The sequence below is a fragment of the Bradyrhizobium sp. BR 1433 genome, assembly GCF_051547665.1.
GTDB classification, from domain to species: domain Bacteria; phylum Pseudomonadota; class Alphaproteobacteria; order Rhizobiales; family Xanthobacteraceae; genus Bradyrhizobium; species Bradyrhizobium australafricanum.
This window is the reverse complement of the sequence record NZ_JBPUGG010000001.1, coordinates 4,468,700-4,483,594: the sequence shown is the minus strand read 5'-3', so window position 1 is coordinate 4,483,594 and position 14,895 is coordinate 4,468,700. Positions and strand designations below refer to the sequence as shown.

Genomic DNA, 14,895 nt, shown 5'->3' with positions numbered 1-14,895 from the left:
TCCGCGGGTTTCCCGTAGCCGGCGAATGGTCTAAGAGGCCGAGGAATCCAAGAGAAGAGACCGTTTGTTAACCATGGGACGCACCGGCCCGAGCGCCGCTGCGATGATGAAAAGCCCTTGCCGCGCCAATTCGATAGTCCGCTGCCGATCGACGCCGTGCTCGATGAGCTCGATCGCACGCTCGAGGGCCACAACGCCGCGGTGCTGGTGGCGCCGCCGGGTGCCGGCAAGACCACGCGCGTGCCGTTGGCGTTGCTCGATGCACCCTGGGCGAGGGGCAAGAAGATCATCGTGCTGGAGCCGCGCCGCATCGCCGCGCGCGCCAGCGCGGAGCGGATGGCGAAGACGCTCGGCGAGCGTGCCGGCGAGACCGTCGGCTATCGCGTGCGCTTCGGCTCGAAGGTGTCGCGCGCGACGCGGATCGAGGTCGTCACCGAAGGCATCTTCTCGCGCCAGATCCTCGACGATCCCGAGCTCAACGGCATCGCCGCGGTGCTGTTCGACGAATTCCATGAGCGCTCGCTCGATGCCGATCTCGGGCTGGCGCTGGCGCGCGACGCGCAGACCGGCCTGCGCGAGGATCTGCGGATCCTCGTGATGTCGGCAACGCTCGACGGTGCACGCGTCGGAAAACTGCTCGGCGACGCGCCGGTGGTCGAAAGCGAGGGGCGCGCCTTTCCGGTCGAGACCCGTTACGTCGGCCGCAAGGTCGACGCGCCGCTGGAGCGGCAGATGGCCGAGACGATCGCGACCGCGCTGCGTGCCGATGCCGGCTCGGTGCTTGCCTTCCTGCCGGGCGCCGCCGAGATCCGCCGCACCCAGACCTTCCTCACTGAGCGTGTGCACGACGCCTCTGTCGAGATCGTGCCGCTGTTCGGCGCGCTCGATGCCAGCGTGCAGGATCGCGCCATCGCGCCGGCGCCGAAGGGCACCCGCAAGGTGGTGCTGGCGACCTCGATCGCCGAGACCTCGCTGACCATCGAGGGCGTCCGCATTGTGGTGGACTCTGGCCTTGCGCGGGTGCCGCGCTACGAGCCAGACATTGCATTGACGCGGCTCGAGACCGTGCGGGCGTCGCGCGCCGCGGTGGATCAGCGGCGCGGCCGCGCCGGCCGCATCGAGCCCGGCGTCTGCTACCGGCTCTGGGACGAGCCGCAGACCGCGTCGCTGCCGGCCTACACCGCGCCCGAAATCCTCTCCGCCGATCTGTCCTCGCTGGTGCTCGACCTCGCGCAATGGGGCGTCAGCGATCCCGCGGGCCTTGCCTTCCTCGATCCACCGCCGGGACCGGCGCTGAAGGAAGCCAGATCGCTGCTGTCGGAGCTCGGGGCGCTCGACGGTGATGGCCGCATTACAGAGGAAGGGCAGAGCCTGCGCGCGCTGGCGCTGCCGCCGCGGCTGGCGCGCATGATCGTGGATTCCGCCCGCTTCGGTATGGGCGAGGAGGCGGCCGAGATCGCCGCGGTTCTGACCGAGCGCGGGCTCGGCGGCGACAGTGTCGATCTCGACGTCAGGCTCGACCAGTTCCGCCGCGACCGTTCGCAGCGCGCATCAAGCGCTCGCAGCATGGCGGCGCGCTGGGCCGCGCAGGTGAAGTCGGCTGTCGGCGAAGCGAAGGATCTCTCCACCGGCGTCATGCTGGCCTTCGCATTCCCGGATCGGGTCGCCAGGAACCGCGGCAATGGCAGCTTCGTGCTGGCCAACGGCCGCGGTGCCGCCGTCGAGCAGACCGCGGCGCTGGCGCGGCTGCCTTATATCGCGGTCGCCGAACTGACCGGCACGGCCGCGAGCGGCCGCATCCTGCTGGCGGCGCCGATCACCCAGGAGGAGATCGAGCAGCGTTTCGCCGACCAGATCGAGAACGTGGAAGAGGTGACGTTCGACCGCGGCGCGATGGCGCTGCGCGCGCGGCGCCGGCGTTCGCTGCACGCGATCACGCTGTCGGAAGCACCGATGTCGCTGTCGCCCTCGGCCGAGACCGCGCGCGTCTTCGCCGACGGGCTCATCGCGGCCGGGCTCGACCGGTTGCCGTGGTCGAAGCACTCCAAGCAATGGCGCGACCGTGTCATGTTCCTGCGCAAGGCCGAGGACGAGAGCTGGCCCGATCTGTCGGACACCGCGCTCGCGGCGCGTGCCGACGACTGGCTGGTGCCGGCGCTCCACGACAAGACCGCGCTGAAGGACCTGTCCGCCGGCGACCTGTCGGACGCGCTGATGGCGTTGCTGCCGTGGGAATTGCGCGCGCGGCTCGATCGCGAGGCGCCGACGCATTTCGAGGCGCCGACCGGAACGCAGCTCGCGATCGATTACGAGGCCGAGCAGGGCCCGACCATCGCGGTGCGGCTGCAGGAGCTGTTCGGGCTCAACACCCATCCCTCGATCGCCAAGGGCGCGGTGCCGCTGGTGCTGGAACTGCTGTCGCCGGCACAGCGGCCGGTGCAGGTGACGCGCGATCTGCCCGGCTTCTGGCGCGGCAGTTACGCTGCGGTGCGTTCCGACCTGCGCGGCCGCTATCCGCGCCATCCCTGGCCGGAAGATCCCGCCAGCGCGATGCCGACCAGGCGCGTGAAACCGCGCGGCACGTGACGGGTCGCGAATCTCATGCATCGCCGTCATTGCGAGGAGCGATAGCGACGAAGCAATCCATCGTTCCGCGCATGCCGCACGATGGATTGCTTCGCTTCGCTCGCAATGACGGGCATAGACCCGCACCATCCGGGACGTAACGCTGGCGAGCGTCCGCAAACGGTGGTTAGATTTGCACGCTGGGATGGGATCACGGGCTCGCAGTTTGGGGAGGTCACCGTGGAGATCAAGAACGCATCGCCGTCGCTGTACAACGAAGACCTGGCGCCGGCCAAGGAACGCAACTGGGGCGCCTTCAGCATCTTCAACGTCTGGACCTCGGACGTGCACAGCCTGTGGGGCTATTACCTCGCCGCCAGCCTGTTCCTGCTCTGCGGCAGCTTCGTCAATTTCATCCTCGCGATCGGCGTCGGCTCGCTGGTGATCTTCGTGCTGATGAGCCTGATCGGCAATGCCGGCGTGAAGACCGGCGTGCCCTATCCGGTGCTGGCGCGCGCCTCGTTCGGGGTCTGGGGCGCCAACATTCCGGCGCTGGTCCGCGCTGTCGTCGCCTGCTTCTGGTACGGCGCGCAGACTGCGGCGGCCTCGGGCGCGATCGTTGCGCTGCTGACGCGCATCGACAGCTTCAAGGCGTTCCACCAGTCCAGCCATATGCTCGGCCATTCCACGCTCGAGGTGATCTGCTTCGTCGTGATCTGGGCGCTGCAGCTCCTGATCATCCAGCGCGGCATGGAAACGGTGCGGCGCTTCCAGGACTGGGCGGGACCTGCGGTGTGGTTGATGATGCTGATCCTTGCGATCTATCTGTGCATCGCGGCCGGCGGCATCTCGCTCACCGCGCCGATCCCGCAGGACGTGCTGCTGGAGAAGACCAAGGAGGCTGGCGTACCCGGCGTGCCCGGCTCGTTCCCGGCGCTGTGCGCCGTCGCCGCGACCTGGATCACCTATTTCGCCGCGCTCTATCTCAACTTCTGCGACTTCTCGCGCTATGCGCCCGATGCAGCCGCGCTGCGCAAGGGCAATATCTGGGGCCTGCCGGTCAATCTGATCCTGTTCTCGCTGGTCGCCGGCGTCACCACGATCGCGGCGTTCAACGTCTATCACGAGGTGCTGCTGCATCCCGACCAGATTTCGGCGAAGTTCGACAGCTGGTTCCTGGCGCTGCTCGCGGCGGTCACCTTCGCGGTGGCGACGCTCGGCATCAACGTCGTCGCCAATTTCGTCTCGCCGGCGTTCGATTTCTCGAACGTGTTTCCGCGGCATATCGACTTCAAGAAGGGCGGCTATATCGCGGCGCTGATCGCGCTGGCGCTGTATCCGTTCGCGCCCTGGGAGGGCAGCGCCGCCTCGTTCGTCGGGCTGATCGGCGCGACGATGGGACCGATCTTCGGCGTCATGATGGTCGACTATTACCTGATCGCCAAAGGCCGTGTGAACGTGCCGGCGCTGTATCAGGAGAACGGCGAATATCGCTTTCAGAACGGCTGGAACGTCAGCGCGCTGATCGCCGCCGGCATCGGCGCGCTGTTCTCGTCGCTGCTGCCGAACTTCACCTCGATCCTGCCGGCGTGGTGGGCGGTCTATGGCTGGTTCTTCGGTGTCGGGATCGCGGGCGCGGTCTATTACGCGCTGCGCGTTGCGATGCCGAGCCCGGTCGCCAGGACGGCCTGAGAGACGGCCTGAGGGCCGGAAATTGCGGCCCTCGCGGGCGACCGACGTCATTCGGCCGCCCCTTGGGGCTCGCATTAACCCTTCGCTCATCCTTTTCGCCAAAATGGCAGGCTCGTGCCGCCGCCCTCGCTCGCGGCGGGGCGGGCGGCGTGGTGAAATTGCGTGTTCGGTTTTCCGAGTATGGTGTCATGCGTAACCTGATGATTTTCGCGGCCATCCTGATCGGGCTGGGCACCTTCATGGCTCAGATGGCCAGCAAGATGTCGCCCGCCGCCGCGACCACCACAAAGCAGACCATGGCCCCCGCCGTCACGGTGGCGCAGGCCAGCGCCCGCACGCTCAGCATTGCGCCCGATCCTCGCGGTCATTTCGCGACCGACGGCCGGATCGACGGCCAGCGCATCAACTTCATGGTCGACACCGGCGCCTCGGTGGTAGCCCTGAACGAAACGTCCGCGGCACGCTTCGGCCTGCGTCCGGTGCCGGGCGATTACACCTCGCGCGTCACCACTGCCAACGGCACCATCAGGGCCGCGCGCGCCCGCATCGCCATGATCGAGATCGGCGGCCTCACCGTGCGCGACGTCGATGCCCTGGTGCTGCCCGACGAGGCGCTGTCGGAAAACCTGCTCGGCCTGTCCTTCCTGTCGAAGCTGAAGCGCTTCGAATACGCCAACGGCAAATTGTTGCTGGAGCAATAAACCCAGCCTTTTTCGGGATACAGGCGGTGATCTCGCTGCCGCCATTTCCGCCGTAATTGTCGGCCACCAGCCCCAGTCTCTGCTTTCGCCCCGCCCGCGCATTCGCTAAAGGCTGCGACGATGTTTTTCTGCATACGACCATAAGGCCGACCCATGTTTCCCAAGCCGAAATCCGTGCTGGTTCCGAACACCTATGCCTTCGAATCCGAGCCGATGGTGAAGCCGACCGGGTTTCGCGAGTACGACGCGCGCTGGCTGTTCGACAAGGAAATCAACCTGATGGGCGTGCAGGCGCTGGGCATGGGGCTCGGCGCGCTGATCGCGGAGCTCGGCGTCCGCCAGGAGATCGTCACCGGTCACGACTTCCGCGGCTATTCCGCCTCGATCAAATACGCGCTGATCTCGGGCCTGATGGCGGCGGGCTGCAAGGTGCATGACATCGGGCTCGCGGTGACGCCGATGGCCTATTTCGCGCAGTTCGATCTCGATGTGCCCTGCGTCGCGATGGTCACCGCCTCGCACAACGACAATGGCTGGACCGGCGTCAAGATGGGCGCCAACCGTCCGCTCACCTTCGGTCCCGACGAGATGTCGCGGCTGAAGGCAATCGTGCTCAACGCCGAATTCAACAACAAGGCCGGCGGCTCCTATCAATTCCACGAGAATTATCCGGCGCGCTACATCGCCGACCTTACCAGCCGGCCGCAGCTGAAGCGCAGGCTGAAGGTCGTCGCGGCCTGCGGCAACGGCACCGCGGGCGCGTTCGCGCCGCAGGTGCTGGAGGCGATCGGTTGCGATGTGATCCCGCTCGACACCGAGCTCGACCATACCTTCCCGAAATATAATCCGAATCCGGAAGACATGGAGATGCTGCACGCGATCCGCGATGCGGTGCTGGCGCACAAGGCCGATGTCGGCCTCGGCTTCGACGGCGACGGCGACCGCTGTGGCGTGGTCGACAACACCGGCGAGGAGATATTTGCCGACAAGGTCGGCGTCATGCTGGCGCGCGACATGTCGGCGATCAACGCCAACGCGCAGTTCGTCGTCGACGTGAAGTCGACCGGGCTGTTCGTGACCGATCCCGTGCTGCAGAAGCAGGGCGCGAAGACGGTCTACTGGAAGACCGGCCATTCCTACATGAAGCGGCGCACCAATGAGCTGGGCGCGCTCGCCGGCTTCGAGAAGTCGGGCCACTTCTTCTTCAACAAGCCGTTCGGCCGCGGTTATGACGACGGCCTGGTGTCGGCGATCGCGATCTGCGAAATGCTCGACCGCGCGCCCGGCAAGTCGATGGCCGACCTGAAGGACGCGCTGCCGAAGACCTGGTCGTCGCCGACCATGTCGCCGCATTGCGCCGACGAGGCGAAGTACGGCGTCGTCGACGCTGTCGTGAAGCATTTCGAGACGCTGAAGCAGAACGGCGGGAAGGTCGCGGGCCAGAACATCCGCGACCTCGTCACCGTCAATGGCGTGCGCGTCACGGTCGAGGACGGCAGCTGGGGCCTGGTGCGCGCGTCCTCGAACAAGCCGGAGCTCGTGGTCGTGGTGGAAAGCCCGGTCAGCGAGCGGCGCATGCACGACATGTTCGAGGCGATGGATGCCGTGCTGCGCACGCATCCCGAGGTCGGCGAGTACAATCAGAAGATCTGAGCTGGGTACTCGCCGCGAAGAATGGTGTCATCACCCGCGGAAGCGGGTGATCCAGTATTCCAGAGACGGTCGTGATTGAGCCGAGAGGCCGCGGCCTACTGGATCGCCCGGTCAAGCCGGGCGATGACAGCTTAGGAGGTGGTGCTCACGCCGCCCGCAGCGAAGCCAGGAAGCGGTCGAGCTCGGTCTTCAGCCACTCCGATTGCGACGACAGGCCGTTCGCCGCATCGAGCAGTTGTGCGGTCGCGCTGCCGGCCCGTTCGGAGGCGCGGTTGACGTTGAGGATGCCCTTGTTGACGTCCCGCGTGCGATCGGCGGCCTGCTGCAGATTGCTGGAGATCTCGCGGGTCGCCGCGCCCTGCTGATCGACGGCGGCCGCGATTTCGCCCGAGACCTGGTCGATCTCCGCGATCGTGGTGCCGATGCTCCCGATCGCGCTGACGGCCGCGCCGGTCGCGCTCTGGATGTCCTGGATCTGGGCTGAAATCTCCTCGGTCGCCTTGGCGGTCTGGTTGGCCAGTGCCTTGACCTCGCTCGCGACCACGGCGAATCCGCGGCCATGCTCGCCGGCGCGCGCCGCTTCGATGGTTGCGTTCAGGGCGAGCAGATTGGTCTGGCTGGCGATGCTCTGGATCAACGTCACCACCTCGCCGATCTTCTGCGTGCCGGCGGCAAGGCCTTCGACGACGCTGTTAGTGCGGCGTGCCTCGTCGGCGGCCTTGGCGGCGATCCGCGCCGAGCGCGTCACCTGCTCGGCGATGTTGTTGATCGAGGCCGTCAGCTCCTCGGTCGCGGACGCGACGGTTTCCACATTGCTCGAGGCCAGCGTCGATGCGGAGGCGGCGGCGGTGGCCTGGCGGATGGTTTCCGCGTTGCTGCCGTTCATCGTTGCTGACAGGTCCTGCATCGCGCCGGCCGCCACCGCGACGGCCTCGACGACCTCGCCGATCTTGCGCTCGAAGCCGGCGGCGAGCTCGCGCCGCGCGGCATCGCGATCGTGCTTGGCGCGTTCGGCCTCGATGCGCTCGGCGTTGGCGCGCGCCTCGGCGGCACCGGCGGCCTCGGCCTCCGCCGCTTTCTGCGCCGACGTCCTGAACAGTTCGGCAAGCGTGTGCGCGAGCCAGATCAACACGCCGGCCTCGATCAGCAGGATCACGGCGTGGAGAACGACGCGACCGAAATCGGCGCCGCCGGGATAGATCGCAGCCGGCAGGATGAAATTCAGCGTCAGGTGGTGCAGGGCAACCGCCAAAGTGCCGGCGACGATCGGCCGATAGTCGCAATAGGCGACAAGGCACGCCAGCGCGGCGAAGAAATACATGTGCATGTCGACCTGCCAGCGGTGGCCGGCAAACTGGTAGACCAGCATCGACACGCCGGCCATCAAGGCCACGGCAACGATCAGGCGGGTCGAAACGCCGTTCCCCGAGACGCGCCACGACACCGTCGCGGCCAGCGCCATCGCGACCATGAAGCCGGCCGGCATCAGCCAGTCGGCATGCAGCGTCACGCCGACGATGATCGCGATCGGAACGTGCAGCCACAGCACCACGAGCAGAATCTTGCTGGCCGTCTCGCGCAGCGCGGCCATTTCATCGCCTTCGAAGGTCATCCCCAACCCCCAGATCGTCATCCGCCGTGAAGCAGCCGGCGATCGCCTGCGGATCCATGGTCAGCAAGGCGCCGGCCTCGTACAGCCGGCCCAGCCCGCCATTGCGGTCAGGCCGCACCACCAGCAGGGCCGGGATCGCGGTCATCCGAACGATCGACGCATTGGCGGCTGCGGCGGCCAGCAGCGCGCGCTCGGCGCGCCACCATGGCGGAAAGGCCACGGCCACCACGTCGCTGCCCGCACGCACCTTTAGCGACAGCGTTGCGACCGCGATCCAGCTCGCGATCAGCAATGCAGCCGCGCCCAGCCATGCAGGCCGTCGTCTCGCTGGGATGATCTCCCCCGGCTCCATCGCAGCAGAATGCCGCTGCCGGCGCTAACTTCAGGTAAATGCCGAACCGACCAACTACCTGGGAGGGTATCGACCTATCGTGTGGGATTGTGCGGCGGCGCTTACGCCGCGGGCACCGGCAGCGCCGTCACCGACTTGATCTTCTCCATCGCGAAGCGCGAGGTGACGTTCTTCAGCGGCACGGCACTGATCAGCTTCTTGTAGAACACGTCGTAGGCCTGCATGTCCGCGACCACGACGCGCAGCATGTAGTCGACGTCGCCGGCCATCCGGTAGAACTCCATCACCTCGGGCATGGCGCTGACGGCGTCGGCGAATTTGCGCAGCCAGGCTTCCGAATGGTCGGCGCTCTCGACCGAGACGAACACCGAAATCCCGAGCCCGATCTTGTTCTGGTCGACCAGCGCCACGCGGCGCAGGATCACGCCATCGGCCTCCAGCCGCTGGATGCGCTTCCAGCACGGCGTCGACGACAGGCCGACCCGGTCGCCGATCTCGGCGACGGAGAGCGACGCATCCTCCTGCAGCACGGTCAAAATCTTGCGATCGATCGCGTCGAGGCGGCGGCTGTTGTCATGAAGCTGAATGGCGACATCGGTCATAGAAGAAAGTTCCATATGAAGGTTCGATATCCCTCATATGAGAAGAATCTTCCAAATCAAGCGATTCGTGGCGGCTCAGGCCGGCTTGGCGTCGGCGTGCTGACCCAAAAACTCTTCAACTTCAGTACGTTGCGGTGCGGCATAAGCACCCCCGAAGCGGGTGCATTTCAGCGCTGCAGCGGCCGAGGCGAAGCGGAGCGCGTCGCGTAGCGGCTGTTTCTCGGTGATGGCGAGGGCGAACGCCCCGTGGAAGACGTCGCCGGCCCCGAGCGTGTCGACGGTATGGACCGGGAAGGCCGGGGTTTCCTCCAGCTCGCCGTTCTCGTTGAGCCAGATCGTGCCCATCGGCCCGCGGGTGCCGGCCAGGAAGGAGGGGGTGAGCCTAGCGAGCTTGTGCAGCGCCTGGCCGTCGTCGGTGACGTCGGCGGTCTCCTGCAGCGGCTCGCTAGAGAACACCAGGTGAGAGGAGGCGGTGAGCAGCCCCTCCCGCATCGACATCGCGCGGTCGACGTCGACCACCACCGGAATGCCGCGTTTGACGGCCTCGGCGCAAAGCTCGGTGCAGAACGGCGCGCAGCGGCTCTCGGTCAGGATCGCCGCGCAATCCTCCAGCAAGAGTTCGGTCGGCGGCAGCTTGACCTTCCAGAGCTCCGGATCGCGGAAGGTGACGATGGTGCGCTCGCCGCTGTCGTCGATCATGATCGCCGAGATCGGGGTGACCAGGTTCGGCATGTGGATCAGATGATTGGTCTCGATGCCTTCCTGGGCGAGCTTGTCGAAGATGTAGCGGCTCGAGGTCTCCTGCGAATCGCCCATCGGGCCGCAGATCGAAGCGCGCCCGCCCAGCCGGACAATACCGATGGCGGCGTTCAGCGCATTGCCGCCGCAGATCTCGTCGAAATGCGTCGCGTTCTCCTTGGAGCCGCGCGCCGGAACGCTGACGCGAAAGGTCAGGTCGCGCACCGGCAGGCCGATGCAGAGGATGCGGGGCGGGACTTTCGGGGCGCCGTTCTGAAAATTCATGCGGGGATCCGTCGCAATGGTTCCGTTACTGCCAGAACTGTGTCCAGCTTTAATCGGCAGAACGATGTCCGGTTCCCGCTATTTCTCCAACGGGTTCTGGTGATGCACCCAGCGGCCGAGCAGATGATGGGCAATCGCGAACGGATGCGGGCCGGCGAGCCCGTCGGGATGCTGGCGCTTCAGCATCAGCGACGCCTCGGCATGGTCGAACCAGCGCGCATCTTCCAGCTCGGTGCGGTCGACCACGATGTCCTCGTTGGTCGCGCGCGCGGTGCAGCCGATCATCAGCGATGACGGATAGGGCCAGGGCTGCGTCATGTAGTAATTGACGTCGGTGCAGCGGATGCCGGATTCCTCGAAAATCTCGCGCCGCACGGCGTCCTCGATGGTCTCGGCGGCTTCCACGAACCCGGCGAGGCAGGAATACATGCCGGGCATGAACTGCTTCTGCCGTCCCAGCAGCACCTTGTCGCCGTACGTCACCAGCATGATCACGACCGGGTCGGTGCGCGGAAAGTGCTCGGCCTTGCAGCTCGGGCATTCGCGCTTCCAGCCGCCGTCCTTCATCGCGGTGCGGGTGCCGCAGTTCGGACAGAAGCCGTGGCGCTGATGCCAGGTCACCATCGATTTTGCCATCGCGATGGCCGAGAGCTGCTCGGGCGGCACCACGCCCTGCATCGCCATGCCGCGCAATTCGGTGATCGCGACGTCGGCGCGTCCGACCAGCTTCTCGGCCGCCTGCGGCGCGATTCCCATGCCGAAGATCGGCGCGGCGTCGCGCAGCCCCAGGAAGATCGTGCCGGGATTGGCGCCAAAGCTGCGGGCTTCCTCCAGCGAGAGCAGCGCGCGGGCCCCGCCATCCTCCTGCTTCACCACCAGCGAGTCGCGATAGATCACATAGGCGCGGGCCTCGCGGTGGCCCTCCAGCGCGAACAGCTTCTCGTCGTTGGTGCGCAGATGCGCGGCGCGGTCCAGCACGTGGGTGACAAAGGCCGGCTGGCCGAGCGGAAATGAATCGAATGCAGACATTGAATGTTCAACCCAACCAGATCTTGCGGCGAAGCGCGCTGATGAAATTCTGCACTTCCTCGGCGTCATGCGCCAGCGGCGGCATCACGCCCCAAACGGGACGCGGCCATGCAGCGTCGCTGGTGCGGCGCGCGATGACGTGGACGTGCAGCTGCGGGACGAGGTTGCCGAGCGCTGCGACATTCAGCTTGTCGCACTTGGTGACCTCTTTCAGGGCCCGCGAGACGCGGGTGATTTCCGTCATCAGCTGCGCTTGCGCGACCTCGTCGAGGTCGATGATCTCGACCGCGCCGTCGCGCCGCGGCACCAGCAGCAGCCACGGATAATGCGCATCCTTGATGACGAGCACCTTGCACAGCGGCAGGTCGCCGATGTCGATGGTGTCTTTCTTGAGCTGCGAATGCAGCGACCAATTGGAGGCGGACATGGGGGCAAATAATGCCTTTCCGTGTTCCCAGACAAGTCCCGCAAAGCCAGCCTTACAAAGCCGGGTCAGGCCGCTTGCTTTCCGGCGGTTTTGGCCCCAAATAGGGACCGGGAGATTGGCGGTGGACGAGCCACTCGCCAACCGGGTCAGGTCCGGAAGGAAGCAGCCCTAACGAGGTCCGGATCGGGTCGCTCGTCAGTCTCCTACCTGTTTTTCCGAGCGAATCGCGCTGGAATGGCGGTCTCCGCGCCCGGCGCTCGATTTTGGCTCCTATCCGCACGCCGGCTGAAGAGACAATTCCCAAGTTGCGGATCGATGCATGAATGACGCTGGCGACCCCTCCCATCCGTCCGACGGCGCAGGCAAAGGGAGCCTTGACGGCGGTTTCGATCTCGGCGGTGCGCCGGACGCCGCAAAACCCTACCGCGTTCTCGCCCGCAAATACCGCCCCTCCAGCTTCCAGGATTTGATCGGCCAGGAGGCCATGGTGCGCACCGTCTCGAACGCGTTCGAGACCGGGCGGATTCCGCAGGCCTGGATTCTGACCGGCGTCCGCGGGGTCGGCAAGACCACCACCGCGCGCATCCTCGCCCGCGCCTTGAACTACGCCAAGCCGGACGGCTCGGTGCAGGGGCCGACCATCCACATGCCCGACCTCGGCGTGCACTGCCAGGCGATCATGGAAAGCCGGCACATGGACGTGCTGGAGATGGACGCCGCGTCCCACACCGGCGTCGACGATGTCCGCCAGATCAATGACAGCGTGCGCTACGCGCCGGCCAGCGCGCGCTACAAGGTCTACATCATCGACGAAGTCCACATGCTGTCGACGGCGGCCTTCAACGCCTTCCTGAAGACGCTGGAGGAGCCGCCGGAGCACGCCAAGTTCGTGTTCGCCACCACCGAAATCCGCAAGGTTCCGATCACGGTGCTGTCGCGCTGCCAGCGCTTCGACCTGCGCCGCGTCGAAGCCGACGTGCTGATGAAGCATCTCGGCAACATCGCGGTTAGGGAAGGCGTCGAGGTCGAGCCCGAGGCGCTCGGCATCATCGCGCGCGCGGCCGAGGGATCGGTGCGCGATTCGCTGTCGCTGTTCGACCAGGCGATCGCGCATGCCGCGGGCAACGTGAAGGCCGACGCGGTCAGGCAGATGCTCGGCCTCGCCGACCGCACCCGCGTCATCGATCTGTTCGAACAGCTGGCGCGCGGCGATATCGCCGCCGCCTTCGCCGAATTCCGCGCGCAATATGACGTCGGCGCCGATCCCGTCGTGGTGCTGTCCGACCTTGCCGAGTTCGTCAATTTCGTCACCCGCGTGAAGTTCGTGCCGGGGACGGCCGACAATGTCGCGTTCGGCGAGACCGAGCGGGTGCGGGCGCGCGAGTTCGCCGCCAAGCTGTCGATGCGGGTGCTGTCGCGGATGTGGCAGATGCTGCTCAAGGGCATCGCCGAGGTGCAGACCGCGACGCGCCCGGCCGCTGCCGCTGAAATGGTTCTGGTGCGGATCGCCTATGTCGCCGACCTGCCGACGCCGGATGAGGTGATCCGGATGATCGAGCAGAATGGCGGCGGCGCTGCGCCCGCGACGTCGGGTTCCGCCGCGTCGTCACCGTCACGCGGCGCACCGAGCTCGGCGATGTCGGCCATGCCGTCGGCGCCGGTGCGCGCGCCGCAGGCCGCGCCGCGCGCCGATCTCGCCGCGCGTCCGCAGATGGCCGCGCCGGTCGCCGATGCCGCGCCGGCGCTGCGGATATCGAGCTTTCCGCAGCTGATCGCGCTCGCCGGCGAGAAGCGCGACATCATGATGAAGAGTGCGCTGGAAGCCGATGTGCGGCTGGTGCGCATCGAGGACGGCCAACTCGAGATCGCCCTCGAGCCGAAGGCGCAGCGCGCGCTGGTCACCGATCTGTCGCGCAAGCTCGAACTATGGACCGGGCGGCGCTGGACCGTGATCATCTCCAACGAGGCCGGCCAGCCCACGGTGCGCTCGCAGAACGAACTGGCGCGCAGCGAGCACCAGCGCGCCGCCGAGGCCGATCCGCGCGTGCAGGAGGTGCTGGCGCGCTTCCCCGGCACCAAGGTGGTCGAGGTTCGCCGCCTTGCCGCCGAGGTTCCGGTTTCGGATGCGTCAGGCGAAGACCCGATTGAAACTTCCGACAGCGACGACGATTGATATTTGGCTACAGGGACGCACGCATGGCTGATTTTCTCGGCATGATGAAGCAGGCAGCGCAGCTGCAATCCAAGATGCAGGAGATGCAGGAACAGCTCGGCAATGTCGAGGTCGAAGGCATCTCCGGCGGCGGCCTGGTCACGGTGCGCATGACCGCCAAGATGGAAGTGAAGGGCATCAAGATCGATCCGTCGCTGATGAAGCCGGAGGAACGCGAGGTGCTCGAGGATCTCCTGGTCACCGCGCATGGCGATGCACGCCGCAAGGCCGAGACCGCGATGCAGGAGAAGATGATGGCGCTCACCGGCGGGCTCGGCCTGCCGCCGGGATTTGGTCCGACCTAAATGGCTGCAAGCGTCGCCGGCCCCGAGATTGAACGCCTGATCCAGTTGCTGGCGCGGCTGCCGGGCCTCGGGCCCCGTTCGGCGCGGCGCGCGGCGCTGCATCTGATCAAGAAGCGCGAAGCCCTGATGACGCCGCTGACCGCGGCGCTGCAGGTGGCTATCGAGAAAATCCAGGTCTGCAAGACCTGCGGAAACATCGATACACAAAACCCCTGCACGGTGTGCACCGATCCGCGCCGCGATCCCTCGATCATCGTCGTGGTCGCGGACGTCGCCGACCTCTGGGCGCTGGAACGCGCCAATGCGACCAATGGCCGCTATCACGTGCTGGGCGCGACGCTGTCGCCGCTCGACGGCGTCGGTCCGCAGGATCTCACCATCGATCAACTGGTGGCGCGCGCGCATGCGCCTGAGGTCAGCGAGATCATCCTGGCGCTGAATGCGACGGTCGATGGCCAGACCACCGCGCATTACATCACCGACCTGTTGTCGGAGGCCAATGTGCGGGTGACGCGGCTGGCGCATGGCGTGCCGGTCGGCGGAGAGCTTGATTACCTCGATGAAGGTACGCTATCTGCAGCGATGCGGCAGCGGACGCTGTTCTAGCGCGCGATGCCGGCGCCGAGCACGGCGTCAGGCGCCAAGCGATCGGTTACAATCCGAAAGATCGCACCAAAACAAAATGGTAGTGTGGATGCCAATTCGGGGACGGTCATTCACGC

13 protein-coding genes and 1 other RNA gene are annotated in these 14,895 nt (G+C 66.4%); 8 read left to right on the top strand and 6 right to left on the bottom strand.

Annotated features, from left to right (window positions below; translation table 11 throughout):
* Positions 1-117: 117 nt before the first annotated feature.
* The 4 genes from hrpB to ACSKB9_RS21805 all read left to right on the top strand — a co-directional run bounded on the left by hrpB (position 118) and on the right by ACSKB9_RS21805 (position 6,611).
* On the top strand, positions 118-2,586 hold the full coding sequence (hrpB, locus tag ACSKB9_RS21820; RefSeq protein WP_438075647.1) for an ATP-dependent helicase HrpB: 2,469 nt from the start codon (positions 118-120) through the stop codon (positions 2,584-2,586).
* A gap of 219 nt (positions 2,587-2,805) precedes the next feature.
* Positions 2,806-4,257 carry an NCS1 family nucleobase:cation symporter-1 gene (locus ACSKB9_RS21815; protein ID WP_438075645.1) on the top strand — a complete coding sequence of 484 codons (1,452 nt, stop codon included), beginning with the start codon at positions 2,806-2,808 and terminating at the stop codon, positions 4,255-4,257.
* Positions 4,258-4,445: 188 nt separating this feature from the next.
* Complete coding sequence (locus ACSKB9_RS21810) at positions 4,446-4,958, top strand: TIGR02281 family clan AA aspartic protease (RefSeq protein ID WP_438075643.1); 513 nt, start codon at positions 4,446-4,448, stop codon at positions 4,956-4,958.
* Positions 4,959-5,111: 153 nt separating this feature from the next.
* Positions 5,112-6,611: a phosphomannomutase/phosphoglucomutase gene (locus ACSKB9_RS21805; protein ID WP_438075641.1), complete on the top strand. Its 1,500-nt coding sequence runs from the start codon at positions 5,112-5,114 to the stop codon at positions 6,609-6,611.
* A 145-nt stretch (positions 6,612-6,756) separates the two neighbouring features.
* Here the strand turns inward: ACSKB9_RS21805 and ACSKB9_RS21800 are convergent, their stop codons facing one another.
* From ACSKB9_RS21800 to ACSKB9_RS21775, 6 genes are all read right to left on the bottom strand, one after another.
* Positions 6,757-8,223: a methyl-accepting chemotaxis protein gene (locus ACSKB9_RS21800; protein WP_438075639.1), complete on the bottom strand. Its 1,467-nt coding sequence runs from the start codon at positions 8,221-8,223 to the stop codon at positions 6,757-6,759.
* Complete coding sequence (locus ACSKB9_RS21795) at positions 8,204-8,515, bottom strand: hypothetical protein (protein WP_229161883.1); 312 nt, start codon at positions 8,513-8,515, stop codon at positions 8,204-8,206. Before ACSKB9_RS21795 ends, ACSKB9_RS21800 begins: the two co-directional genes overlap by 20 nt.
* Before the next feature lie 161 nt (positions 8,516-8,676).
* Positions 8,677-9,177, bottom strand: coding sequence for an Lrp/AsnC family transcriptional regulator (locus tag ACSKB9_RS21790; RefSeq protein WP_016848075.1), 501 nt, complete (start codon positions 9,175-9,177; stop codon positions 8,677-8,679).
* Positions 9,178-9,252: 75 nt separating this feature from the next.
* Positions 9,253-10,200: a sugar kinase gene (locus ACSKB9_RS21785; RefSeq protein ID WP_438075636.1), complete on the bottom strand. Its 948-nt coding sequence runs from the start codon at positions 10,198-10,200 to the stop codon at positions 9,253-9,255.
* Between the two features lie 78 nt (positions 10,201-10,278).
* Positions 10,279-11,229, bottom strand: coding sequence for an NAD(+) diphosphatase (gene nudC, locus ACSKB9_RS21780; protein ID WP_438075634.1), 951 nt, complete (start codon positions 11,227-11,229; stop codon positions 10,279-10,281).
* A gap of 7 nt (positions 11,230-11,236) precedes the next feature.
* A complete protein-coding gene (locus ACSKB9_RS21775; RefSeq protein WP_016848078.1) occupies positions 11,237-11,656 on the bottom strand; it encodes an HIT domain-containing protein in 420 nt (139 codons plus the stop codon).
* A 110-nt stretch (positions 11,657-11,766) separates the two neighbouring features.
* Here ACSKB9_RS21775 and ffs point away from each other — a divergent pair.
* The 4 genes from ffs to recR all read left to right on the top strand — a co-directional run bounded on the left by ffs (position 11,767) and on the right by recR (position 14,779).
* An RNA gene (gene ffs / locus ACSKB9_RS21770) (signal recognition particle sRNA small type) lies at positions 11,767-11,863 on the top strand.
* A 112-nt stretch (positions 11,864-11,975) separates the two neighbouring features.
* Positions 11,976-13,829 (top strand): DNA polymerase III subunit gamma/tau, encoded by a 1,854-nt coding sequence (locus ACSKB9_RS21765; protein ID WP_438075632.1) that lies wholly within the window; start codon positions 11,976-11,978, stop codon positions 13,827-13,829.
* A gap of 23 nt (positions 13,830-13,852) precedes the next feature.
* Positions 13,853-14,173, top strand: a complete 321-nt coding sequence (locus ACSKB9_RS21760) for a YbaB/EbfC family nucleoid-associated protein (protein ID WP_028335943.1) — start codon at positions 13,853-13,855, stop codon at positions 14,171-14,173.
* Positions 14,174-14,779, top strand: a complete 606-nt coding sequence (gene recR / locus ACSKB9_RS21755; protein ID WP_016848081.1) for a recombination mediator RecR — start codon at positions 14,174-14,176, stop codon at positions 14,777-14,779.
* The last annotated feature ends 116 nt before the right edge of the window (positions 14,780-14,895 follow it).

Bases quoted from the DNA above. Each gene is read 5' to 3' on its own strand.
- ACSKB9_RS21810 (WP_438075643.1), top strand. From the start codon at position 4,446: ATGCGTAACCTGATGATTTTCGCGGCCATCCTGATCGGGCTGGGCACC.
- ACSKB9_RS21805 (WP_438075641.1), top strand. From the start codon at position 5,112: ATGTTTCCCAAGCCGAAATCCGTGCTGGTTCCGAACACCTATGCCTTC.
- ACSKB9_RS21800 (WP_438075639.1), bottom strand. From the start codon at position 8,223: ATGACCTTCGAAGGCGATGAAATGGCCGCGCTGCGCGAGACGGCCAGC.
- ACSKB9_RS21790 (WP_016848075.1), bottom strand. From the start codon at position 9,177: ATGACCGATGTCGCCATTCAGCTTCATGACAACAGCCGCCGCCTCGAC.
- ACSKB9_RS21785 (WP_438075636.1), bottom strand. From the start codon at position 10,200: ATGAATTTTCAGAACGGCGCCCCGAAAGTCCCGCCCCGCATCCTCTGC.
- nudC (WP_438075634.1), bottom strand. From the start codon at position 11,229: ATGTCTGCATTCGATTCATTTCCGCTCGGCCAGCCGGCCTTTGTCACC.
- ACSKB9_RS21775 (WP_016848078.1), bottom strand. From the start codon at position 11,656: ATGTCCGCCTCCAATTGGTCGCTGCATTCGCAGCTCAAGAAAGACACC.
- ACSKB9_RS21765 (WP_438075632.1), top strand. From the start codon at position 11,976: ATGAATGACGCTGGCGACCCCTCCCATCCGTCCGACGGCGCAGGCAAA.
- ACSKB9_RS21760 (WP_028335943.1), top strand. From the start codon at position 13,853: ATGGCTGATTTTCTCGGCATGATGAAGCAGGCAGCGCAGCTGCAATCC.
- recR (WP_016848081.1), top strand. From the start codon at position 14,174: ATGGCTGCAAGCGTCGCCGGCCCCGAGATTGAACGCCTGATCCAGTTG.